The sequence below is a fragment of the Neptuniibacter sp. QD29_5 genome (assembly GCF_047778125.1).
Classification (GTDB): Bacteria; Pseudomonadota; Gammaproteobacteria; order Pseudomonadales; family Balneatricaceae; genus Neptuniibacter.
The window spans coordinates 2,189,436-2,211,843 of record NZ_CP180556.1 but is presented as its reverse complement, the minus strand read 5'-3'; the positions used below and the strand labels follow the sequence as shown (position 1 = coordinate 2,211,843).

Annotated in this window: 21 protein-coding genes and 1 pseudogene; 13 read left to right on the top strand and 9 right to left on the bottom strand. The window is 43.2% G+C overall.

Features of this window, described 5'->3' with window-relative positions; genetic code table 11:
• Positions 1 to 19: 19 nt before the first annotated feature.
• Together ACMXYR_RS10390 and lexA are read right to left on the bottom strand one after the other, a co-directional pair.
• Positions 20 to 478 carry a cell division inhibitor SulA gene (locus tag ACMXYR_RS10390; protein ID WP_415901501.1) on the bottom strand — a complete coding sequence of 153 codons (459 nt, stop codon included), beginning with the start codon at positions 476 to 478 and terminating at the stop codon, positions 20 to 22.
• 2 nt (positions 479 to 480) lie between these two features.
• Positions 481 to 1,089 (bottom strand): transcriptional repressor LexA, encoded by a 609-nt coding sequence (gene lexA, locus ACMXYR_RS10385; RefSeq protein WP_415884649.1) that lies wholly within the window; start codon positions 1,087 to 1,089, stop codon positions 481 to 483.
• Between the two features lie 144 nt (positions 1,090 to 1,233).
• On the opposite strand from lexA, the gene dinG reads away from it, so the two are divergent.
• The 5 genes and pseudogenes from dinG to sixA all read left to right on the top strand — a co-directional run bounded on the left by dinG (position 1,234) and on the right by sixA (position 6,723).
• Positions 1,234 to 3,354, top strand: a complete 2,121-nt coding sequence (dinG, locus tag ACMXYR_RS10380; RefSeq protein WP_415901500.1) for an ATP-dependent DNA helicase DinG — start codon at positions 1,234 to 1,236, stop codon at positions 3,352 to 3,354.
• 11 nt (positions 3,355 to 3,365) lie between these two features.
• Positions 3,366 to 4,673 (top strand): annotated as a pseudogene (locus tag ACMXYR_RS10375) (DEAD/DEAH box helicase); the annotation flags it as partial.
• Between the two features lie 325 nt (positions 4,674 to 4,998).
• Entirely contained in the window at positions 4,999 to 5,223 is a 225-nt protein-coding gene (locus ACMXYR_RS10370; protein WP_415901499.1) for a hypothetical protein, read from the top strand.
• Between the two features lie 22 nt (positions 5,224 to 5,245).
• Positions 5,246 to 6,274 carry an NAD(P)H-dependent glycerol-3-phosphate dehydrogenase gene (locus ACMXYR_RS10365; protein ID WP_415901498.1) on the top strand — a complete coding sequence of 343 codons (1,029 nt, stop codon included), beginning with the start codon at positions 5,246 to 5,248 and terminating at the stop codon, positions 6,272 to 6,274.
• On the top strand, positions 6,271 to 6,723 hold the full coding sequence (gene sixA / locus ACMXYR_RS10360; RefSeq protein WP_415901497.1) for a phosphohistidine phosphatase SixA: 453 nt from the start codon (positions 6,271 to 6,273) through the stop codon (positions 6,721 to 6,723). The genes ACMXYR_RS10365 and sixA overlap by 4 nt, the downstream gene beginning before the upstream one ends.
• Here sixA and ACMXYR_RS10355 read toward each other — a convergent pair.
• A complete protein-coding gene (locus ACMXYR_RS10355) occupies positions 6,706 to 8,511 on the bottom strand; it encodes a Wzy polymerase domain-containing protein (RefSeq protein ID WP_415901496.1) in 1,806 nt (601 codons plus the stop codon). The genes sixA and ACMXYR_RS10355 overlap by 18 nt on opposite strands.
• Before the next feature lie 97 nt (positions 8,512 to 8,608).
• Here ACMXYR_RS10355 and ACMXYR_RS10350 point away from each other — a divergent pair, with 97 nt between their 5' ends.
• From ACMXYR_RS10350 to ACMXYR_RS10340, 3 genes are all read left to right on the top strand, one after another.
• Complete coding sequence (locus tag ACMXYR_RS10350) at positions 8,609 to 9,454, top strand: alpha/beta fold hydrolase (protein ID WP_415901495.1); 846 nt, start codon at positions 8,609 to 8,611, stop codon at positions 9,452 to 9,454.
• A 37-nt stretch (positions 9,455 to 9,491) separates the two neighbouring features.
• Positions 9,492 to 10,322, top strand: coding sequence for a DUF4892 domain-containing protein (locus ACMXYR_RS10345; protein ID WP_415901494.1), 831 nt, complete (start codon positions 9,492 to 9,494; stop codon positions 10,320 to 10,322).
• A gap of 64 nt (positions 10,323 to 10,386) precedes the next feature.
• Positions 10,387 to 11,283 carry a patatin-like phospholipase family protein gene (locus ACMXYR_RS10340; RefSeq protein ID WP_415901493.1) on the top strand — a complete coding sequence of 299 codons (897 nt, stop codon included), beginning with the start codon at positions 10,387 to 10,389 and terminating at the stop codon, positions 11,281 to 11,283.
• Here the strand turns inward: ACMXYR_RS10340 and ACMXYR_RS10335 are convergent, their stop codons facing one another.
• On the bottom strand, positions 11,284 to 11,835 hold the full coding sequence (locus ACMXYR_RS10335; protein ID WP_415901492.1) for a Smr/MutS family protein: 552 nt from the start codon (positions 11,833 to 11,835) through the stop codon (positions 11,284 to 11,286).
• Between the two features lie 65 nt (positions 11,836 to 11,900).
• Between ACMXYR_RS10335 and prmB the strand changes: the two genes are divergently transcribed.
• The 4 genes from prmB to ACMXYR_RS10315 all read left to right on the top strand — a co-directional run bounded on the left by prmB (position 11,901) and on the right by ACMXYR_RS10315 (position 16,094).
• Positions 11,901 to 12,830 (top strand): 50S ribosomal protein L3 N(5)-glutamine methyltransferase, encoded by a 930-nt coding sequence (gene prmB / locus ACMXYR_RS10330; RefSeq protein ID WP_415901491.1) that lies wholly within the window; start codon positions 11,901 to 11,903, stop codon positions 12,828 to 12,830.
• A 44-nt stretch (positions 12,831 to 12,874) separates the two neighbouring features.
• Positions 12,875 to 13,966 carry a chorismate synthase gene (aroC, locus tag ACMXYR_RS10325; protein WP_415901490.1) on the top strand — a complete coding sequence of 364 codons (1,092 nt, stop codon included), beginning with the start codon at positions 12,875 to 12,877 and terminating at the stop codon, positions 13,964 to 13,966.
• 90 nt (positions 13,967 to 14,056) lie between these two features.
• The gene (locus ACMXYR_RS10320; protein ID WP_415901489.1) at positions 14,057 to 15,316 is read left to right on the top strand and encodes a threonine/serine ThrE exporter family protein; all 1,260 of its coding nucleotides are present in this window, start codon (positions 14,057 to 14,059) and stop codon (positions 15,314 to 15,316) included.
• Between the two features lie 64 nt (positions 15,317 to 15,380).
• Complete coding sequence (locus ACMXYR_RS10315; RefSeq protein WP_415901488.1) at positions 15,381 to 16,094, top strand: lytic transglycosylase domain-containing protein; 714 nt, start codon at positions 15,381 to 15,383, stop codon at positions 16,092 to 16,094.
• Here ACMXYR_RS10315 and ACMXYR_RS10310 read toward each other — a convergent pair.
• Positions 16,081 to 16,944 (bottom strand): LysR substrate-binding domain-containing protein, encoded by an 864-nt coding sequence (locus ACMXYR_RS10310; RefSeq protein WP_415901487.1) that lies wholly within the window; start codon positions 16,942 to 16,944, stop codon positions 16,081 to 16,083. The two genes, ACMXYR_RS10315 and ACMXYR_RS10310, sit on opposite strands and share 14 nt — an antisense overlap.
• A 104-nt stretch (positions 16,945 to 17,048) precedes the next feature.
• Here ACMXYR_RS10310 and ACMXYR_RS10305 point away from each other — a divergent pair, with 104 nt between their 5' ends.
• Positions 17,049 to 17,705, top strand: coding sequence for a glutathione S-transferase family protein (locus tag ACMXYR_RS10305; RefSeq protein WP_415901486.1), 657 nt, complete (start codon positions 17,049 to 17,051; stop codon positions 17,703 to 17,705).
• A 95-nt stretch (positions 17,706 to 17,800) separates the two neighbouring features.
• Here the strand turns inward: ACMXYR_RS10305 and ACMXYR_RS10300 are convergent, their stop codons facing one another.
• The 4 genes from ACMXYR_RS10300 to ACMXYR_RS10285 all read right to left on the bottom strand — a co-directional run bounded on the left by ACMXYR_RS10300 (position 17,801) and on the right by ACMXYR_RS10285 (position 21,974).
• Entirely contained in the window at positions 17,801 to 18,571 is a 771-nt protein-coding gene (locus tag ACMXYR_RS10300; protein ID WP_415898616.1) for an amino acid ABC transporter ATP-binding protein, read from the bottom strand.
• Positions 18,572 to 18,583: 12 nt separating this feature from the next.
• The gene (locus ACMXYR_RS10295; RefSeq protein WP_415901485.1) at positions 18,584 to 19,684 is read right to left on the bottom strand and encodes an amino acid ABC transporter permease; all 1,101 of its coding nucleotides are present in this window, start codon (positions 19,682 to 19,684) and stop codon (positions 18,584 to 18,586) included.
• 15 nt (positions 19,685 to 19,699) lie between these two features.
• Positions 19,700 to 20,881, bottom strand: coding sequence for an amino acid ABC transporter permease (locus tag ACMXYR_RS10290; protein WP_415901484.1), 1,182 nt, complete (start codon positions 20,879 to 20,881; stop codon positions 19,700 to 19,702).
• Positions 20,882 to 20,960: 79 nt separating this feature from the next.
• Positions 20,961 to 21,974, bottom strand: coding sequence for an amino acid ABC transporter substrate-binding protein (locus ACMXYR_RS10285; RefSeq protein ID WP_415884114.1), 1,014 nt, complete (start codon positions 21,972 to 21,974; stop codon positions 20,961 to 20,963).
• Positions 21,975 to 22,408 lie beyond the last annotated feature (434 nt).

The window sequence follows — 22,408 nt, the reverse complement described above, 5'->3', positions numbered from 1 at the left end:
ACAAACTAGAGAAATACTCTTAGCTATGTTGGCGGCGCCTAATAATGATTCCGTGACTTTGACCTTTCTTAGCAGCGTTTTCTAAGTCGTTAAACTCTTCATCGTTTAAGTATCCAGGCCATGATATTACAGCGTGGCTAGTGCCTGTGCTTAGTGCCTGTTTAGCAAGCTCAAAGGTACTATGTTTGTTATCTGGGTTTAGCAGAATGACTTTATTCAGATCAATGCCTGCTTCAATCAGAAGGTTTTTTGGTAATAACACAGGTGGAGCAATCCACACAAACCAGCGATCATCCTGACTTAGCTGTGCAAGCAATGGCATCAACATTGGGATGTTCGAAAAATTTTCATCATGGACAACGATTTCAGTCATCGTGCCTGCTAACTGATTAGTAGGTCTTTGCTTAGCGAAAATCTTTTCATTTGCAGATGTACTCTGCATGATTGCTGCTGTTTGGTTTGCGTGAAATGCCATCATGGTTAGTTACCTCTACGAATAACGCCTACGCTTAAACCTTCTATTGCCAGTGGTTGTTCGTTTAAATCCACAACAATCGGTTCAAACTCTTCATTTTCAGCAATTAGATAAACGATGTTACCTTCACGCTTAAAGCGTTTTACGGTGACTTCATCTTCTATTCGAGCGACTACAATCTGCCCATCCTTTGCTGTTTGGCATTGGTGTACTGCCAGTAGATCACCGTCCATAATGCCTACATCTTTCATACTGCTGCCTTTCACCCTTAAGAGATAATCCGCCTTAGGATGGAAGAAGTCAGAGGAGATTGTGCAGTGATCTTCAACATGCTCTTGAGCAAGTATCGGTGATCCTGCTGCCACCTGACCAACAATCGGTAGGCCGCTATTTTCCTCTTCCAATTCAGGTACTCTGATACCGCGAGAAGTGCCTGGGATAATTTCGATCGCGCCTTTTTTAGCAAGCGCTTTTAAGTGTTCTTCAGCTGCATTGGCTGATTTAAACCCTAAATCGCGGGCAATATCTGCGCGAGTAGGTGGGTAGCCGGTATCGCCAATGTGACGCTTGATGCAATCCAGAACTTCCGTTTGTCGTTTAGTCAGCTTCATGATCATGTCTGTTTTTTTATACAGTATGTGTATTTTTATACAGTATTTTTGGTTTGTAAAGCAACTTATGTTTTTTTATACAGTATTTTTGTTATTAAACAGTCATAACTGTTAGAATCGCGGCTAGATTTTCGATGGATTACGGTTTTGTTAGATAAGCAACTCAAGCAAACAATACAGCAGGCCTATAGTACTTTTCTCAATAACAGAGGATTGAAGTCTCGCTATGGCCAGAAGTTAATGATTGCTGAGGTTGCGAAAACGCTGGGTGCGATTACTGTTAATTCAGAAGGTGAAAGGACGGGTGGTCAGCATATCTGTGTTACTGAGGCTGGTACCGGTACAGGTAAGACGATGGCTTATCTTTTGGCTTCAGTTCCTATTGCCCAGCAACGCAAAAAGAAAGTTGTTGTTTCTACAGCAACAGTAGCCCTTCAAGAACAGCTTATTCTTAAAGACCTCCCGCAGCTGATTAGTGATGCCGGTATCAATCTTACCTATGGTTTAGCTAAAGGCCGAGGACGATATTTTTGTGTTTCCAACGCAGAGAAAGTATTAGAGCAACAGAATGAGTTAGGCCAAATTGCATTGTATGAAGATGAAGTAGCTCAAAAACTTCAATCCTCTGACATTGACGAGGTTAAATCTCTACTCAGTCACTATGCCTCTGGCGAGTGGGATGGCGACCGAGATGCTTTAAAGAATACAGTACCTGATGCTGTTTGGCGGTTGTCTACTAGCGATCATATGCAATGTACTAATCGTCGCTGCAGTAACTTTTCTGTCTGTCCTTTTTTTAAGGCGAGACAAGAGTTGGATAAATGGGATCTGATTGTTGCCAACCACGATCTTGTTTTAGCTGATCTTTCTCTTGGTGGCGGTGCCATTCTTTCACCACCTGAAGATACCATCTATGTCTTTGATGAAGGCCATCACCTAGGCACTAAGACTACGGGGCATTTTTCTTATAGCTTACGGGTTAAATCCAGCATCCGTTGGATGAGTAAAGCGACGCGCAGTCTAAATAAATTATTGAATGATGCGTCTGATCATATAGTGCTTCGGAATTATATCGAGAAGTTAGCTAACCCTTTTGCAGATATGGAAAATTCCTTAAAGGAAGTACAGCTGCTGTTTAATCAAATACTTGAAGATAAACTCCAAGGCCCAAGCGATCGCTATCGTTTTGCGCAAGGGATGATCCCTGAACCGTTACAGTTGTCCTTTCATAATTTTGCTCAGGCTGCTGAGAGAGTCGTTTTAAAATTTGAGCAGATTGTTGATCTTCTGAAAGAAGGAATGGATGGTGAGTTAGCCGATCTAACTCTAGCTATCTGTGAAACTTGGTATCCGCAGATGGGTGTGCTTTTATCCCGTATGCAATCGATGTATTGGTTAGCTAAGTCTTACGCTACATCTGATTCGACAGCAGGACTGCCGACGGCACGCTGGATCGTGAAAGTAGATGGCAATGATGGCATTGATATTGAGTGTTGCAGTAGCCCAGTTTCAGCGGCGGAAACCTTGCAAGAGCACCTTTGGAAAAACTGCTACGGAGCTGTTATCACTTCGGCTACGTTAACCGCATTAGGACGTTTTGATCGTTTGTATGCTGATCTTGGCATACCAACTGATAGTCCTTGTAATATCTTCATGAGCCCATTTGATTTCCAAAATGCGGCCGAATTGCATGTGCCTGCAATGAAGACCGATCCTGGAAATCCTGATGACCATAATGAAGAGATTACGGCAATGTTATTGCCTATTTTGGAACAGGGTAGTGCATCCTTGGTGTTATTTAGCTCATGGCGTCAGATGCGGTATGTTCTTGAGCGTATGCCTGCTAGTATAACAGCAGATATTCTTGTGCAAGGTGAGCTTGCAAAGCATGAAATTTTGCGACAACACAGAGTTCGTATCGATGCTAACAAACCAAGTATTATTTTTGGTTTAGCTTCTTTTGCTGAAGGTGTAGATTTACCTGGTGATTACCTTAAGCATGTAATTATCACGAAGTTGCCATTTGGAGTCCCAGATGATCCCGTAGAAGCAACCTATGGTGAATGGTTAGAGTCTCAAGGGCGTAATCCTTTTCAAGAATGGGTTATCCCGATGGCGTCGATGCGTCTTACTCAGGCTACAGGTCGTTTACTACGAACTGAGAGCGATAGCGGCAAAATAACATTGCTTGATCGACGGTTTATTACCCGTCGTTATGGAAAGCAGCTCTTAGCCGCTTTACCGCCTTATCGGCGAAATTTTTCTTAGGAATTTTTGAATTGAGTACAGAAAATAAATCAGTTGGGCAGACTGACAGTGCAAACAAAAAAAGAAATTCATCTGCACGTAAGCCTCAACGACGTCGTCGTTACAACAATCGATCTAAAGCAGTGTCTTGGAGTCCTGAGCAGTTTGTCGTGCCTGAGATGGAAGGTAAGAAGCGTTTCTTAGATTTCAACCTGCCTGATGATGTACTTCATGCGGTTTATGACCTTAAATTTGAATACTGCACAGGTATTCAAGCTGAAACTATTCCTGCTGCACTCGCTGGCAAAGATATCATTGGTAAAGCCCAGACAGGTACAGGTAAAACTGCAGCGTTTCTTCTGGGTATTATTACTGATCTAATTGACTATCCATTAGATGAAAAACCACGTTTAGCTGAGCCTCGTGCTTTAGTCGTTGCGCCTACGCGTGAGCTAGCACTTCAAATTGCTGAAGATGCTAAAGGCCTAGCGAAGTACACAGGCTTACATATTGTTAGCCTTGTTGGCGGTATGGATTATGAAAAGCAACGCCAAAATCTTAAGCGTAAGCCGGTTGATATTTTAGTTGCTACGCCTGGGCGATTGATTGACTTTATAAATCGTAAGGATGTCGATCTATGGAATGTTGAGGTACTTGTTCTTGATGAAGCCGACCGCATGCTGAGCATGGGCTTTATCCCAGATGTAAGAACTATTGTCCGTAACACGCCGCGTAAAGGTAGTGATCGACAGACACTGCTTTACAGTGCGACGTTTACAGATGAAGTACTTAATCTTGCTGAACAGTGGACTTTGGATGCGGTGAAAATTGAGATCGCGCCAGAAATTAAAACAACAGATAACGTAAGTCAGACCGTTTATTTAGTCTCTGGTGAGCAAAAGTATCGTTTGCTTCGTAACTACATGGATAAGGATCATGCGGAGAAGGTTATCGTTTTTGGTAACCGCCGTGATGAGACGCGTAAGTTAGCAGATCGTCTATGTAAAGATGGAATTAAAGCTGCCCTTATGTCAGGTGAAATCCCACAGCAAAAGCGCGTAAAAACGTTAGAAGATTTCCGCAGTGGTAAAATTCAGGTGCTAGTTGCGACCGATGTCGCAGGTCGTGGTATCCACATTGACGGTGTTACTCACGTATTTAACTATCAGCTGCCAGAAGACCCTGATGACTATGTTCACCGTATCGGTCGTACTGGTCGTGCTGGTGCAACGGGTGCCTCGATCTGTTTCGCTTGTGAAGATGATTCCTTCCTTATTCCAGAAATTGAAGCTGAAACAGGCGTTAAGCTGGAATGTGTTCACCCTGAAGCAGAGCTTTTAGCGGAGCCTAAGTCTGCTATTTCTGAACCAACAGCGGAAGAAACACCTGAAACTACTGCTGAAGCTCCTGTTACAGAAAAAGAAGTCGAAGAATCAATGGTTGAACAAGCGCCGGCTGACCAAGCAGAGCTTGAAGAGAAAAAGGTTGAAGAAACTAGTGAAGATAAAACGGCTGAAGTAATACCTGTAGCTGTACAGGAACCAAACCCTGACCTAGTGGAAGAAAAATCAAACGAAGACGTAGCTGATGAAAGCGCGGTAGAGCCTGTTGCAGCTGAAGAATCTTCGGTTGAGACAGTAATTAACCCTGAAAGTGATGTTGAAAGTGACAGATCAGGACAAACACAAAACTAATCGTATCGCCTCTATTGCTGCAGTTGTTTTCAGCGCAGTCATTGCAGCTTTAGGAGTGGCAGGTTATCAGCGAACGGAAGATCCATTGCAGCTTATGCTTTTTTTAGGCTTGGCTGCTTTGGGCTATATAATCGTGATTTACCTGTTTAAAGGCGTTAATAAAGTCCTAGATAGTATGGACGATTCGGAAAAATAGTTGGTAGAAGCGAAATTTATCTATGTCTGATATTCGTAAGGTTGCAGTGCTAGGGGCTGGTAGCTTTGGCACGGTGATAGCGAACATTGTCGCTGATAATGGTCATAAAGTTAGTTTGTGGTTACGTGATCAGGAGAGAGCTGATCATATTAACGAGTACCATGAAAATCCTCGTTACCTCCCTGACTATCAACTTTCTAAAAATATCACTGCATCTTGTTCGTTAGAAGATGTTCTTCAAGATGCTGAACTGATTTTTGTCTCTATTCCGAGTCAATCCTTTAGGCAGGTAATTGAGCAAGCTAAGCCTTGGTTAAAGCCGGAACAAATGCTTGTAAGTACAACTAAAGGGATTGAAGCTAAGACTTTTAGCTTAATGAGTGAGATCCTAACAGAAGAGGTGCCTGATGCTCGTATTGGTGTCTTAAGTGGTCCTAATCTGGCAAAAGAGGTAGCTGCTAAGCAGTTAACTGCAACGGTTATTGCGAGTGATTCTGAGGGTCTACGAACTTTGGTTCAGGATATCCTACACAGCTCTTACTTCCGTGTTTATGCCAGCTCCGATACCTATGGTGTGGAACTTGGCGGTACACTTAAGAACATTTACGCAATAGCTGCGGGTTTGAGTGCAGCGCTTGGTATGGGCGAAAATACCAAGAGCATGCTGATGACACGTAGCTTGGCTGAGATGAGCCGTTTTGCAGTGTGTATGGGCGCAAACCCTATGACATTTATTGGTCTCGCGGGCGTCGGTGATTTGATTGTAACCTGTATGTCGCCTTTAAGTCGTAATTACCGTGTTGGCTATGCGTTAGGTGAGGGCAAAACCTTAGAAGAAGCCGTTGAAGCATTAGGGCAGGTTGCCGAAGGTGTAAACACGATCAAACATGTCAAAGAAAAAGCTGCTGCAATGGGCGTGTATATGCCACTTGTTTCAGGTTTATATGAAGTTGTTTTCAATCACGCTCCGGTCGCCCAAGTTGTTAAAATGTTGATGATGAGCGAACAAAGTACAGATGTTGAATTTGTTCTACCTCGAGAGGGCGCATGAAGTTCTTTCTGATGCGCCATGGTGAAGCAGAGTTTTTTGCTGAATCTGATGCGCAGCGTAAATTAACGCCTGAAGGCGTTAAAAGGCTTACATCAAGATTGGGAGCAGCTAAACCTTATCTTGAAAATGTGGATTGTATTATCCATAGTCCTTATGTGAGAGCCTGCCAGACTGCAGAAATGGTTAATCAGCAGTTAGGTGGGGTGGAGCAGTTTATTTCGGAGCTTTGGACGCCAGAATCTGATCCAGCGACTGCTTTGGCCTTTTTAGAGAACTTTGAAAGTCGTTGTCCACTCGTAGTTACGCATATGCCCTTAATCTCTTATGTAGAAGTAATCTGCTGTGAAGGGAGTTCACATAACCCTGCGGCATTCGGTTGTGGTGAAATAACCCAGCTGGAAGCTGATTGGCCAGCAGCTGGGCTTGGCCGCCTAGTTCGACGTATCTAACTGTTTGATAACAGCACTACTGTTCTTATCCTCAAGATCTTTTTGCATAAACTGCTGGTTAAGCTGCTGCAGATCTAAATTATTCAGATAAGTACTCATCGCAATTTTCATTATCTTATCTCGCTCATTATTACGATTGGTATAGTCATAAGCGATGGCTAAGTTTCTGTAGTAGATCAATGCTGGGTTAACTTTGATTTGATCTTCCGCCCAATTCGCGTAAATGATGGCGTGCTTGGGGTTATTCTGGCTTATTCCCATAAACATATTTCGACGAAGTAGTAAGAACGTAGTGTAGTCTTCAAAGTACTGCGACTTTAGAGAAGATTGGAGGTAAATAGGTTTTTGTTGCGCTGTACCAAAGTAGTTAATTAGACCTGCATTACCCACTTGAGCTTGTACGAGGGTATTGGTGGTAACTAAGGCCATAACTGTCGCACTAATCGGTATAGCCTTACCCGCAGCTTTTGAGAGTTTAGAGGTTGAAAAGGTCTTTTTACCTGACTGATGTACTAAAAATAAAATAGTCAGTAATAAGAACCAGGGGGTATTAGAAATATAAAATGGAAGCTCAACTTGTGTGTGAAGAGTGATCGGGACCAGCAAAGCGGCATAACCAAATCCCCTCTGCCAGCCAAGCTTTATCAGTTGAATAAAGGTGAATAATGCCGCAGCTAAAATACCGATAATTGCAAAACTGCCCCCTTCGATCAACCAAAAGATTATTTCATTATGAGGATGGCTAAATTTGGGGGATTTTCCAAGGTTATAAGTACCATTTCTTTGGTATTTGGCACGTTTATCCTGAAAGACCTTCTGGAAACTTCCAATTCCATGCCCAAAAATTGGAGCTTCAGTGTAAAGCTCCCAAGATGTCTTGTAGATATTCCAGCGGATATCTGTTTTTACTCCGCCAATACCCTCTGTGGCTAAGGCTCTATTAAATTTTTTCGTAGCAGATTCAAGACCATGACTTCCAAGGTAGCCACCTATTAGTGACGCTACTATAACGCCCATTAAAGGTAATCTTGAGTTTAATAGAAGTTTACCTCGGCCAATGAGTAACATAAGTAATGAACAGCTTATGCCTAGTAAACCAACTCGGGAGCCACTAATAGTAATGTTGTAACTTGTTACTAGAGCGGTAATAACCAGTGCAATTAGAATAATTGGATTTAAGCTTTTATGGGTTGGACGGCTTATTAAATAAAATACAAGTGTTAGAGTGGTTGCCATAACCGCTGCTTGGATATTGACCTGTTGGAAAACTCCTATAGCAAGTGGTTCGGTTCCTCTTGGCACGATATTCAGAAGTAAAGGTATATTTTGTGTTTGAATAACTCCGTAAACAGCGGCTAACAAGCCCATTGATAATAGTATGTATAGGCTTCTCTCTATTTGTCTTGAAGTTAATTGAAATTGAAACAGCGCAATAAAAAATAGATACCCTCCACAAATAACTGATAGTCTTACCAGCCATTCTGCAGGGTTATTATTATCGGCAATATAGCTAGTGAGAATAGCTCCCAAAGGAAGAAGAGCTAATGCTAACCAGTACCTAGGTAAGATTATCTTATCATTTTTATAAATGATGAAGCACGCAGCAGCAATGATCCAGCTAGCTACGATCCAAAGGCTGCTATTATGAGGTACATTAAGTCCTTCCCCTCCCAAGTTGGGCTGGTAATAAAAAGGGGCGACAAGGAACATTATTCCAAACAGTACAAAAAAGACTTTTTGTGGCTTTTTCAGGGAAGGATCCTTTTCCAGTTCAAGTCGTAGAGTCATGCTTTGTAAGTTCCAATTACTTTCTTTAGCTGAGATCTTATCGTAATTTCGGTTTATAGTACCTAGCTGATTATCGTCAATAGGGTTTTTTCTACCTATGCTCAAAAAAGTTAGTTTTGATATACATATTCCTGGTTACACCATCGCAGCTATTGAATATGGAGATCCTGATGGCACTCCAGTGGTTGCGTTACATGGTTGGCTGGATAATGCAGCTAGCTTTTATTGCTTAGCACAAAGTTTCAAAAGAATAAGATTAATCGCAATAGATTTAGTTGGTCATGGGCGATCAGACCATCGACCAGATGTAATGCCTTATTATATTTGGGATAACGTCACTGATCTTTGCGCGGTTTTAGACGCGCTTTCGCTTAAGAAAGTAAGTCTTGTTGGGCATTCGATGGGGGCGAGTATTGCGATGCTATTTGCTGGAGCCTTTCCTGAAAGGGTTGAGCGTTTAATGTTGATAGAAGGTTTAGCACCGCTTTTCTATGAAGAGGAGCAATTACCTCAGCTGTTTGCTGATGCTGTCATCAAGCGTAATAAGATGGTTTCTAAGACTTTACGTCCTTATTCAACCTACGAAGATGCGATTCAAGCGCGTATTAATGGTCGTTGGCCAGTTTCTAGAGAAGCGGCTGAGGCTTTGTTAGAACGGGGGCTATCAAAAACAGAGAGGGGGTATATTTGGAGTAATGATCCAAAATTGATGATGCCTTCTTTGGTCCGGTTTAGTTTTTCACAAATCTCTTCTTTTGTTAAATCCGTAAGATCTGAAGCTATAGTTATAAGAGGATCGAATGGTGCAGCAGATAGCATTATTAATCCTTGGCTAGGTGATTTTTACCATGCTGAAGTGATTGATATGGAAGGAGGGCATCATTTGCACTTAGAGCCTCATCCAGCGACATTGTTAGCTGAACGTATTAATCAATGGGCCTAAAGCTCCATTATTTGCGTTACGTTTTCAGGAGTATTGAATGCGTTTTTTAGTACCTTGTTTGTTTTTAATTTTATCAATGAATGTTCAGTCTGCATCCGATGTTAGAGGTAGCAGTGACTATGGATCATTTGAGCGTTTCCCTCGATCTACCATTGTTCAGTATAAAGAGATAGAAAACGCGGATTATCGTTTTGTATTAGGTGGGCTTGAAAAGATTGATGGTGTTATAGCACCCGAAAAAGAAGAGCGTTTAAGTGGTAAGTTGTATCAGGTTACCTACCGTATTCCTCAAAACCATTCATCTGAGGAGGTATTTTCATTCTTTTCAACCCAGTTACAAGAGCAAGGGGCAACCGAACAATTTAATTGTCAGGGGCGGGCATGCGGAAGTAGCAATCAATGGGCTAATGCCATTTTTAAGTATTCGAGATTGTATGGTTTAGATACCACTCAGCTAGTAGCTACCTTCAAAAATGATCAACGTTACTTCGCCTTGTATTCAGTACAGAGGGGTAACAAAAAAGTCTATTTGCGATTAGATGTATTGGAAACATCTTCAGATCATTCTGGGCTAGATACAAGTGGGCTAATTCAAGAGTATATCGACTCTGATAAAAGCTTCGAAAAACTATTAGCTTTTATCCAAAATAATCCTACGCAAAAAATCTGGATTGTTTCTGCAGACTTTTCAGGCAGCTCCTTTCAGCAACAGCTTGATAGTTCGCTCAAACGAGGTAAGCAGTTGAAGGCTAAGTTAATAGCTAAAGGGGTTTTAGCTGAACAGGTCACAGTTCATCCCATTGGAGCTTTTGGAGCAAAGCCAAAAAATGGTGATGTAAAAATCATGATCTATAAAGAAGATATGTAAACAGTTTAAAGGAGACAGACCGCTAACTTAATTTTTCCTAGCTTTAAGTGCTTAGGAGGTCATTATGGCTACAGTCTCATTAGTTCTTGGTAGTGGTGGCGCGAGAGGATATGCCCATATAGGAGCGATTGAAGAGATAGAGCGTCGTGGATATGAGATCGTATCTATATCAGGAAGCTCAATGGGAGCCCTTGTGGGCGGTATGCACGCTGCTGGGAAGTTAAACGAATATAAAGAGTGGGTGACCAGTCTCAATTGGATGAGAGTGGTTAGATTGTTAGATTTTACTTTGTCGCGTGGAGCAATTCGCGGCGACAAAATTTTTGTACAATTAGCTGAGATTTTAGGTTCGCCTGACATTGAAAGCTTTGATATAGATTTCACCGCAGTAGCTGCGGATATAGCTCATCAAAAAGAGGTTTGGTATCAAAAAGGCCCTTTGTTAGAAGCTATTCGTGCTTCAGTAGCTGTTCCTGGTTTATTCACACCGGTGATCAAAGAGGGGCGTGTGTTGGTCGATGGCGGGATCTTAAACCCACTCCCAATCATCCCCGTCGTTGCGGCTCAAGCGGATCTTATTATTGCGGTAGATTTGAATACGGGTGATTCCAGCCATAGTCATTTGCAGTTACCAAGCAATCAGTACTTAAAACGCAGTGGTATGAGTGATGAGTGGCATATGCCAGATGCTAATGCTGCTGAAGGCTGTGAAGAGGCCACTGCCGATCAGCCGACAGAGATCGGAGGACGTATGGATGTTCTTCTTAACTCTGTGGAAGTGATGCAAGCGAGTTTAGCTGAATATAAAATAGCTGGTTACCCGCCCGATTTGTTAGTACGTATACCTAAAGATCTGTGTAGCTTTTATGAGTTTCATCGTGCTACAGAGGCGATCGAGTATGGTCGGCTTGCAACACGAGATAGGTTGGAAGCGCTGGAAAATGGTGATCCAATTAATTAGCTATTTATCGCGTTTAAGCAAAACGTAAAGAGCGCCAGCTCCCCCATCTTTAGCCTGCGCGGAACAGAAGGCGAGTACGCCGTTTAGGCGTTTGAGCCATTCGTTAACGTAAGATTTAATCATCGCCTGTTGGCTTTCTGATGAATGCGCTTTGCCATGCACAACGATGACACATCTCGATTTATTTCTTCTCGCTTCAAAAATAAACTTACTTAATTGACCGCGCGCTTGATCAACTGTGTAGCCGTGAAGATCTAAACCCTGCTCCCATGGAATATGCCCTTGCTTAAGGCGTTTTAGAACACGAAGCTGTACCCCGGGGTTCGCAAATAAAAGTTCCTCGCTCGATTCCACCAGCTCTACCGCTTCATCGGATAAACCATCGATGACCTTATCTTCCTGATGAATAGCAGCTTGGCGACGGTATTGCTTGTTATGAAGGTCACTCTTTGATGTCTTTATCTGGGTATCAGCTTTGTCATGCTTATGGCGGGTTACGCCCTCCATTGCCGACATAAAGTCGATGTCTTCATTCTCACGGGGGTCTTTCATGGTGTTCCTGTGCGAGTTTTATTAAAATTGCGCTCTCAATTTAACAAAATATCGGTCCAGACTGAATGAGCGAACAAGCTTTAACTTCAAACTCTATAACTAACCAGTTGCACAGCTTACGTGATTACATCCGTTATGCGATGAGTCAATTTGCGCAACATAAGGTCTATTTTGGTCATGGAACTGATAATGCGTGGGATGAAGCTACTCAGCTTGTATTAGGGGCCGTTTATCTTCCGTGGGATGTTAATCCTGCAGTTTTAGATGGTCGCCTTACAGAGGAGGAAAAAGAGCGGGTGATATCCTTTATTCATCAGCGTGCAGTAGAGCGTAGACCTCTGCCTTACATTATTGGCGAATCTTGGTTCTGTTCATTACCTTTCTTTGTCGATGAAAGGGTGTTGATTCCGCGATCACCTATTGCCGAGTTGATTGAGAATCAATTTAGCCCATGGCTGCGAGAAGGTCCGGTTGAACGTATTTTGGACCTCTGTACAGGTAGTGGTTGTATTGGTTTAGCCTGTGCTTATGCTTTTGACGAAGCGGAAGTTGATTTGGCCGATATCTCTTCTGATGCTATCGATGTTTCTAACATCAATATAGCGAAACATGAAATGGGTGATCGTGTTCAAGCTATTGAAAGTGATCTGTTTTCTAAATTGGAAGGTAAAAAGTACGATCTAATTGTGAGTAACCCTCCTTATGTGGATGAAAGCGATTTAGCGTCTATGCCGGAAGAGTACGATCATGAACCGGAATTGGCATTAGGTTCTGGTCCTGACGGTTTGGATATTACGTGCCAGATTTTGGCACAAGCGAATGATTACCTTACAGAAGATGGCCTTTTAGTTGTTGAAGTGGGTAACAGTGAAGTGCATATGATGGAGAAGTACCCACAGATTCCGGTAATTTGGTTAGAGTTTGAACGCGGTGGTAATGGTGTCTTTGCGATTACTGCTAAGGAACTGCGCCAACATCGGGATTGTTTGGTATAATCCCGCCCCTGAATTTTTAAGAACGTTTTGGATGGAATACTGCGATGTCAGGAAATAGTTACGGTAAGCTGTTTACAGTCACTACATTTGGTGAGAGCCACGGTAAGGCTCTTGGCTGTATTGTTGATGGTTGCCCTCCAGGCATCGAGCTTTCTGAGGCTGACCTGCAGTTAGATTTAGATCGCCGTAAGCCGGGTACCTCTCGTCATACAACTCAGCGTCGTGAAGCTGATGAAGTAGAGATCTTATCGGGTGTTTTCGAAGGAAAAACTACAGGTACTCCAATTGGCTTGTTGATCAAAAATACCGATCAACGTTCTAAAGATTACTCCAATATAGAAGAGACGTTCCGTCCAGCTCACGCTGACTACGTTTACACGCATAAATATGGTTTCCGTGATTACCGTGGTGGCGGCCGTTCATCTGCGCGTGAAACTGCGATGCGTGTTGCAGCAGGTGCTATTGCGAAAAAGTACTTAGCGTCTAAAGGTATCGAAGTTAAAGGTTACCTATCTCAATTAGGTCCTATTGCCATTAACGAAGCTAACTTTGATTGGAACGAAGTACCTAACAACCCATTCTTCTCGCCAGATGCTGAAGCCGTTTCTGAGATGGAAACTTACATGGATGCGCTTAGAAAAGAGGGTAACTCTGTAGGTGCTAAAATCTCTGTAGTGGCTTCAGGCGCACCAGTTGGTTTAGGTGAGCCGATTTTCGATCGGCTTGATGCTGATCTTGCTCATGCTTTGATGAGCATCAACGCTGTAAAAGGTGTTGAGATTGGTGATGGCTTTGATTGTGTTGCGCAGAAAGGCACAGAGCACAGGGATGAGATGACACCGGAAGGTTTCTTATCGAACCATGCTGGTGGTGTTTTGGGTGGCATCTCAACTGGACAAGATATTATTGCACATATCGCATTGAAACCGACTTCTAGCTTACGCTTGCCGGGACGCAGCATTAACAGCCGTGGTGAAGAGATTGAAGTTGTGACTAAAGGTCGTCACGACCCTTGCGTAGGTATTCGAGCGACACCAATTGCCGAAGCAATGATGGCAATTGTGTTGATGGATCACTTATTACGTGATCGAGCACAAAACGCAGATGTTAAATCAGAGATACCTGTTATCACCTGATATTAAATTCGCCAATCGAATCTAGGAAAGGATAAATTAGCGATAATTTATCCTTTTTTGTTTTAGGGCTATAGAGGATTCAAAGCCGTTATGTCGTTTGATCTACTTGATCATTACTCATTAGATAAACAGCCAAATTTTCCGCCAAGAACCTTGCCGGTGGGTTTCATGCTGCGCTTAGCTAAAGCACTGCATACTTATGGAATGACAGCTTATGAGCTAGAAAATACGATGAAACGCGTGGGTGAGACCCTTGGGTTTGGGGTGCAGTGTTTAGCCCAGCCTACAAACCTCATCATGAGCTTCTCACATCCAGAAGAACCTGAGCCTAAAACTTATGTTTTCCGTGTAGATCAGGGCGAGGTTAACCTTGAGAGACAGATTCAAGTTAACACGGTGGTTCGTGATGTTATGTCTGAATCTATAACGGTGTCAGAGGGGGCTCACCAACTTAAAGCAATCTCTAACTCAGGTGCTAGGTTTGGTGTTAAAGGCCAGATGGCCGGATTTGCTCTTTTATCAGCGGGTATTGCTCACCTTTTAGGTGGTGCTGTAGCTGAGATGCTGGTGGCCTTTTTTATCGGCATGCTTACCGCCTTGATCGCGGTTAAGTTTTTAAGAACCGACTCACTTAAATACTTGTTCCCTACGTTATCGGCGATTTTATCAGCATTAGTGGCCAATTTTGTCGCCAGTTTGGGGTGGCTGTCATCGCCTTATATAGCCACGGTTGCAGGGGTAATTGTGTTAGTCCCCGGTTTGCCGTTGACCACTGCAGTAGCCGAACTTGCTCGGCAAAATATGGTTTCGGGAACAGCACGATTGGTTTATGCCGGTACTATCTTCTTACAGATAGGCTTTGGCGTAGCCATTGGTAACGCTATTGGAACAGGCTTGTTTCCAGCACAACCTGTGACGTTTGAATGGTATCTACCTGACTGGAGTCTATGGCTATCAATTGCCTATGCAGGCATCGGGCTATGCTTTCTTTTCCAGAGTCGTCCAGTTGATATGCATTGGGTGGTTCTAGGTGGTTGTATCGCTTTTGCAGCAACCTGGTATGGGGCTCAGTTATTTGGTCAGGTCTTAGGTGCTTTTATTGGCGCATTTATTACGGGCTTGGTAGCGAACTTATTTGAGCGTATTTCAGGGATTACCCGAGCGGTCATGTTAATGCCGGGTATTATCTTACTAGTACCGGGAAGTGTTGGATTTCAGAGCCTCTCACTTATGGTTGAGAAGAATGTGCTTGAAGGGATCGATACGGCTTTTAGCATGAGTTTTGTTGCTATCGCACTTGTAACGGGGTTGCTGTTTTCCTCATTAATTCTTCCCCCTAAAGAGCTGTAATGGGAAGGGGTAACCTCATAGTTTAATAGCTGCTAAACTGCTGTTTATGAAGATATGGAAAGCTATGGTTTCAACCACGGTATTTGCGATTATTGGTGTTTTCGTTTCGCTAGCACCTCTTAACGTTATTGCGGGTGAAATTCGGAAAATCGTGCACCCAGATGGACGGGTCGAATATACCAACCTCAGCGATAAGCAGAGGAAGGTTAACTACACCAATAAAAGCTCCTCTTCACTCAAAAAAGTCTATAAGTATCGGAACGATAATGGAGTGCTGTCATTTTCGGATCAAAGACCGTTGAATATTGGATTTGAAGTTCTGAGGTTTGATTGTTTTGCATGCGGTGTAGCTTCAACAGTTAATTGGCACACCACGCCTTTAAATTTGAATGCACATAGTGATCAAGTTAAAGAGATGTCGAAAAAATACGGCGTTGATGAAGCCTTGGTCCGTGCAGTAATTCATGCTGAATCGGCTTTCCGAGTTAATGCAGTCTCTCGGGTAGGGGCGCAAGGTTTGATGCAACTAATGCCGGCGACAGCGAAAGATCTTGGTGTCACAAATAGCATGGATGCTAATCAAAATATCGAGGGTGGGACGAAGTACCTAGCCCAGCTTTTACAAAATTTCTCTGGTGACCTAACCCTTAGTACTGCTGCATATAATGCAGGCCCAGGAGCTGTGACGCGCTATAATGGGGTGCCTCCCTACGCTGAAACCAAGGCCTATGTTGAGCGCGTCTCTATCCTAAAAGAGCGCTACGCTAAAGCGTTGTAGTTTTCTCGCTCTGTTCTAATAAGATTGTACTCAATTCAGTCGCTACAGCTGAGCCAAACATAGGGTGTGGCCTAGGTGCGATCGCGAGGACGATATCGACAGAGGGTAGAGGGGGTAAACGTTTCTCATCAATGATTACTAGATCTTTACTGATGCTTGAAGTCGCCATAGCACTGATACCTAGACCTTCTCTTAATAAACCCTTGAGTGCAGTTGAGCTAGAAGACGCGCAGACTAAACGGTAATCGATCCCTTGCTTTTCTAAACCATCAACAGCTGTGGTTCGAAATTTACAATCTGGTTCAAATAACACCAAAGGCAGTGGCGATTGCTCTAGCAGTTCTGGATAACCCCCATGTACCCAAACACCGATATCGTGTTTAAGAACAAAACCTTCATCGCCATCTGGAGCCCGAGTGAGAATGGCTATATCTAATTCACCCGAATCCAACATCGAGCGTAATTTACTGCTGCAATTGCACTCAATATTAAAGTTTAAATCCGGGATTCTTTCGCTGATAAGCTGGCATAGTTGTGGGAGAACCGATTCCGCATAATCATCAGGGCATCCAATTCTTAATGGCCTTTGTGCTTGGGTAATGGAAAAGTGCCCAATAGCTTCATCATGCAATGCGATAAGCCTTCGAGCATAGCTGACCAGTTCTTGGCCTTGGTTGGTCAAAGAAAGGTTACGTCCTTCTTTGATGAATAGACTGTGGCCTGTCTCTTCCTCAAGCTTTTTCATCTGCATGCTGATTGCACTTTGCGTACGAAAAGTTTGTTTAGCCGCGCGAGTAAAACTTCCAGTATCTACAAAAGCGATAAAGCTGCGAAGTGCATCTATATCCATACAGCGATCATCCATCAATATTTCGAATAGGAGCTATCAAAACTATTCGTTAGTCAGATAGAAAGCAAGTTGCCACAATCTTAAGCCTAGATACGGAGGATGTTATGCAGCTAATTATTGGGAATAAAAACTACTCGTCTTGGTCATTAAGAGCTTGGTTGATGCTCAAAGCTTTTGAGGTCGAATTTGATGAACTTAAAATAAACCTCTTCACTGATGAATTTTATGAGACGTTAAAGCAGCATACTCCCGTAGCCAAAGTGCCTGTATTGCTCGATGGTGAATTGAATGTTTGGGACTCTCTCGCTATTTGCGAGTATGTTAATGAGCGCTATCTAGAAGGTGCTGCATGGCCGAGTGATGTATCAGAGCGTGCCAAAGCGAGAGCTATCGTCAGCGAGATGCACTCTGGCTTTAATGCGCTTCGGAATGAGATGCCGATGAACTGCCGAGCTAAACGGGCAATTGAATTAAGCTCAGCAGCACAGCAAGATATCCTGAGAATGGATGCTCTTTGGGCAGAATTAAGAGCTACGCATCAACATTCGGGGCCTTGGTTATTTGGCGGTTTTACGATTGTTGATGTGTTTTTCGCTCCAGCTGTTTTGCGTTTTGTAACTTACGGTATTGAGCTATCACCGCAATCCTCTGCTTATATGCAGACAGTTTTACAGCATCCCGCTCTTCAGGCTTGGGTAAATGATGCTCTGCAGGAAACTGAAGTGGTTGAAGAAGATGAAGCTGGGGAGCCTGTAGAGTAAATTTTTAAATAAAAAAAGCCGCTTAGCTGTAATACAGGTAAGCGGCTTTGCTTTCGCTGGAAAGTTCGTTTTTATTAGGTATTGGCTATTAGGTATTAGTGATCCAATATCTGGCTTAAGAATAGCTGTAAACGATCTGTTTGCGGATTGTGGAAAATCTCTTCTGGGGTGTTTTGTTCCACAATTTCACCGGCATCCATAAAGATTACTCTATCCGCAACTTTCTTAGCGAAACCCATCTCATGGGTTACGCAAAGCATCGTCATCCCTTCTTCTGCCAATTCGATCATTACGTCCAATACCTCTTTGATCATTTCTGGGTCAAGGGCAGAGGTTGGTTCATCGAATAGCATAATTTCAGGGTTCATACACAACGAACGTGCAATGGCTACACGTTGTTGCTGACCACCTGATAGTTGTCCTGGAAACTTATTAGCTTGATCTGGAATTTTTACCCTTTCCAGATATTTCATCGCTGTCGCTTCAGCTTCTTTCTTCGGTTTTTTCTGGACCCAAATTGGACCTAACGTCAGATTTTCTAAGATGGTTAGGTGAGGGAAAAGATTAAAGTGTTGGAATACCATTCCTACCTCTCGGCGGATCGCTTCGATATTCTTCACATCTTCGATCATCTCTACACCATTAACGGTTAGAGAGCCGCGTTGAAACTCTTCCAGACGGTTAATACAGCGAGTCATTGTTGATTTACCTGAGCCGGAAGGGCCACAGATAACGATGCGTTCGCCTTTTTTAACGCGTAGGTTGATATCTTTTAATACGTGGAACTCGCCATACCATTTGTTGAGGTCCTTGATAACGATGATATCTTCGTTGTTTTCGATATTTTTTTCGTGTTCTATGCTCACAAGGAAAACCTCTTAGTTCTTATGGCTTGTGTCGAGTTTACGTTCGATTGATGCGCTGATCATGGACATGCTGAAGCAGCAGATCCAGAAAACGACGGCTACAAAAAGGTAACCTTCAGTCGAATGGCCACCTAACCAGCTTGAATTTGCTAGTGCTGTTTGAGTGGTACTCAGCATTTCAAAGATACCGATGATCAATAAGAACGTCGTATTTTTGAAGAGCATGATAAATGTTGCCAAAATATTCGGCATAGAGATCTTGATGACCTGAGGTAGGATAATCAGCAGTGTTTTCTGCCAAAAGCCTAGACCCAGAGAGTCTGCTGCTTCGTACTGCCCTTTAGGGACAGCCTGAAAACCACCTCGGAATACCTCAGCCATATAACCGGACATGAAGAGTGTAAGTACAATCCATACGCGAATCAGTTTGTCTACGTTGGTTCCTTCAGGGAAGAACAGTGGCAGCATTACAGAGCCCATAAAGAATAGGGCAAGTACTGGTACACCACGGAAGAACTCAATCAGTACAACGCTTACACTTCGTATAAATGGCATATCAGAACGACGTCCGAGCGCCCAAAGGAAGCTTAATGGGAAGGCAACGATAATACTCGCAGCGGCTAGTAGTACGTTGAGCGAGAAGCCGCCCCAATAGTCAGTTGATACATACTCCAGTCCAATCCAACTACCATCAAGAATCAGAATAGATAGGAATGGCAATGCTAAGAAAAGTGGTATAGCGATCTTGTTGCGCAGCTCTTTGCTCAGCATATTCGATGCAGTGATGACACCAACAAGGGCAATCAAGCAAACGTTGATACGCCAAATTTCTTCGGCAGGGTAGCTACCATAGAAGAACTGTTTGGACCAAGCTTTAACAAACACCCAACAAGCACCATCTTTAGTGCAAGCGTCTTGAGTAACGCCCGCCCAATTGGCAGAGATAAATAGCCAATCGACCAGAGGTGGAATAACTGTCACCAAGCCAGCAAGGATAAGTAGTGTCGCAATCGAATTGGATATTGAGTCAAAGAAATTATCTCTGATCCAATGAATTGGACCTACGGTATCACGCGGTGCTGGTTGATCGGGTAGTGGTTTAAATTCTTTCATTTCAATCACTCCCGATTAACGTTCAGCTAGAGAAACGCTTGCATTGAAGCGGTTCATCACAAAAGAAATGGACATGTTTACGACAAAATAGACCGCCATTGTCATAAATACGATCTCGATCGCTTGACCTGTTTGGTTAAGTGTCGTGCCAACAAATACGGTGAATAGATCGGGATAGCCTATCGCTGTTGCCAGAGTCGAGTTTTTAACTAGGCTCTGATACTCACTGTTAAGCAGAGGCACAATAACGCGCATGGCTTGAGGAACAACAATCAACTTCATGATCTTGCTCTCTTTTAATCCGATACTACGTGCTGCTTCTGTTTGTCCGTGAGGTACTGCTTGAACACCCGCCCTTACTGCTTCCGCAATAAATGCACCGGTATAAACCGTAAGTGCTAAGGCAAGTGCCATCAGTTCAGGAATAACCGTTACACCACCTCGGAAGTTAAAGCCTTTAAGCTCAGGGAAATCCCAAGTGAACGGTACGCCTGCTGCAAATAGGGCAACTAGAGGTAAAACAAACAGAATAGCCAAACTGGCTTGTAATACTGGGAATTGCTGGCCGGTGTCATCTTGACGTTTCTTCGCCCAACGCTTGAGGATAAAGATAGAGGCAATGGCAGCAGCAATCGCACCATAAACAATACCAGCACCACTTTCAGCATTAAGTCCTGGGAAGTAGAGGCCGCGAACGTTTAAGAAGATCACTTCCCCAAGGCTCAAGCTTTGACGAGCACTTGGTAGTGCTGCCAATACCGCGAAATACCAGAAGAAAATTTGAAGTAGTAGTGGGATGTTTCGGAAGGTTTCTACATAAGCGACGGCCAACTTTCTGATTAGTAAGTTATGAGAGAAGTGAGCAACCCCCATAATAAAGCCAACGATCGTCGAGAGAATGATCCCGATTGTTGAAACAAGAATGGTATTTAATAAACCGACAATAAATGTACGACCATATGTATGCGTTGCATCGTATGGTACTAACGACATTAGAATATCGAAACCGGCAGTCGTAAACAGGAAGTCATAACCGCTTTTGATACCGCGGGCTTCCAAGTTCGCCAGTGTGTTAGAAATAATACCGTAAAAGAAATATCCCAAACCTGCTAGTAACAACAGCTGGTAAATAATCGAACGGTTTTTCGGGTTGTTGAAGAAGGAGGGTGATGACTTCACCTGTGGCTTTTCAGACATAATTAAGCACTTATCTTCAGAAGGTTATAAGTAAAAATAGCAGAGGGGCATGAAAAATGCCCCTCTGTTTGATCCTTCCTTAGCGTACTGGTGAAGAGTACATGATACCGCCTTGGTTCCACTGGGCGTTTAGACCACGGGAAATTTTAAGCGGAGAACCCTGGCCTACGTTGCGCTCAAAGCTTTCAGCGTAGTTACCAACTTGCTTCACAATGTTATATGCCCAATCAGCTGGGATACCTAGTTTCTGACCTGCATCGCCTTCAGAACCCATCAAGCGTTTCTGAGAAGGGTTGCCTTCAGTTTTTGCTTTATCAGCAGAAGCACTGTCGATTTTTAGGAATTCAGCTTCTACCATCGCCATTAGAGACCAACGAACTACGTTAAACCATGCGTCGTCACCTTGGCGAACAACAGGGCCTAGAGGCTCTTTAGAGATAACTTCTGGCAGTACCATCGCTGCGGAAGGGTCCTTTAGGCCTATACGTAGAGCATATAGTTGAGATTGGTCTGAAGTTAGGACGTCACAACGACCGCTTTCGAAACCAGAGCGTGTTTGGTCAGATGTATCGAATGTGATTGCTTTGTAGCTGATACCGTTTGCACGGAAGTAATCTGCAAGGTTAAGTTCAGTTGTTGTACCTGCTTGGATACATACAGCAGCACCGTCTAGTTCTAGCGCACTTTTTACGCCAAGGTCTTTAGAAACCATGAAACCTTGACCGTCGTAGTAGTTAACGCCAGCAAAGTTAAGGCCTAGAGAGGTATCACGCGTATGCGTCCAAGTTGTGTTACGAGAAAGAATATCGATTTCACCAGACTGAAGAGCTGTGAAACGTTCTTTAGCTGTTAGAGGCTTGTATTGAACTTTGCTTGCATCGCCAAGAACTGCTGCTGCAACAGAACGGCAAACGTCTACATCAAGACCGCTCCAAGTACCGTTCTCATCTTTCTGGGAAAAACCTGCAAGGCCAGTACTTACCCCGCAAGATACGCTGCCTCTTTTTTGAACATCTTCTAGGGTGCCTGCTTGAGCACCAAACGCTAAACCAAGTGCCATACCTGTAGCAACAACCGAGGTAAGTAATTTCATTATGTTTCTCCATCCTTTCTGAGGCTTTATACGCCGCAAAACTGTCTTGTTTTTGTTATCTGTATTAGTAAGCGTAGGTAAAAATCTGAGTTCCTAACAAACTTAGAAGAATACATCGAAAATGGTAGTGGAATTAGACTTTGGTTGTAGTTTATCGCTAGGCCTTTGGTTGTAGGGGCTGGAGCATGTTTCGCTAGTTTCTAATGTTGTGAAAAAAAGTTCTTAAAATGGATAAAGAAGCCGATAGTGGAATTTTTGTTTCGTTGGTTGAACAAAATTGTTATCGGTGCTGAATGAAAATGTCATTTCAGTGAAAGGGGGAATTTAACGAAAGGCAGGCACTGAATGATGTTGAAAATTTGTGTTATAGACGGAGCGGAAAAACTTTGTTTTTCACCTTTTTCGGGGTATAAATGCGGCCAAAATTTAAGGCC

Coding starts and splice junctions, on each gene's coding strand:
- prmB (WP_415901491.1), top strand. CDS start 11,901: ATGAGCGAACAAGCTTTAACTTCAAACTCTATAACTAACCAGTTGCAC.
- ACMXYR_RS10350 (WP_415901495.1), top strand. CDS start 8,609: ATGCTCAAAAAAGTTAGTTTTGATATACATATTCCTGGTTACACCATC.
- sixA (WP_415901497.1), top strand. CDS start 6,271: ATGAAGTTCTTTCTGATGCGCCATGGTGAAGCAGAGTTTTTTGCTGAA.
- aroC (WP_415901490.1), top strand. CDS start 12,875: ATGTCAGGAAATAGTTACGGTAAGCTGTTTACAGTCACTACATTTGGT.
- ACMXYR_RS10365 (WP_415901498.1), top strand. CDS start 5,246: ATGTCTGATATTCGTAAGGTTGCAGTGCTAGGGGCTGGTAGCTTTGGC.
- ACMXYR_RS10315 (WP_415901488.1), top strand. CDS start 15,381: ATGGTTTCAACCACGGTATTTGCGATTATTGGTGTTTTCGTTTCGCTA.
- ACMXYR_RS10355 (WP_415901496.1), bottom strand. CDS start 8,511: ATGACTCTACGACTTGAACTGGAAAAGGATCCTTCCCTGAAAAAGCCA.
- ACMXYR_RS10310 (WP_415901487.1), bottom strand. CDS start 16,944: ATGGATATAGATGCACTTCGCAGCTTTATCGCTTTTGTAGATACTGGA.
- ACMXYR_RS10345 (WP_415901494.1), top strand. CDS start 9,492: ATGCGTTTTTTAGTACCTTGTTTGTTTTTAATTTTATCAATGAATGTT.
- ACMXYR_RS10305 (WP_415901486.1), top strand. CDS start 17,049: ATGCAGCTAATTATTGGGAATAAAAACTACTCGTCTTGGTCATTAAGA.
- ACMXYR_RS10285 (WP_415884114.1), bottom strand. CDS start 21,974: ATGAAATTACTTACCTCGGTTGTTGCTACAGGTATGGCACTTGGTTTA.
- ACMXYR_RS10320 (WP_415901489.1), top strand. CDS start 14,057: ATGTCGTTTGATCTACTTGATCATTACTCATTAGATAAACAGCCAAAT.
- ACMXYR_RS10390 (WP_415901501.1), bottom strand. CDS start 478: ATGATGGCATTTCACGCAAACCAAACAGCAGCAATCATGCAGAGTACA.
- ACMXYR_RS10290 (WP_415901484.1), bottom strand. CDS start 20,881: ATGTCTGAAAAGCCACAGGTGAAGTCATCACCCTCCTTCTTCAACAAC.
- ACMXYR_RS10340 (WP_415901493.1), top strand. CDS start 10,387: ATGGCTACAGTCTCATTAGTTCTTGGTAGTGGTGGCGCGAGAGGATAT.
- ACMXYR_RS10295 (WP_415901485.1), bottom strand. CDS start 19,684: ATGAAAGAATTTAAACCACTACCCGATCAACCAGCACCGCGTGATACC.
- ACMXYR_RS10335 (WP_415901492.1), bottom strand. CDS start 11,835: ATGAAAGACCCCCGTGAGAATGAAGACATCGACTTTATGTCGGCAATG.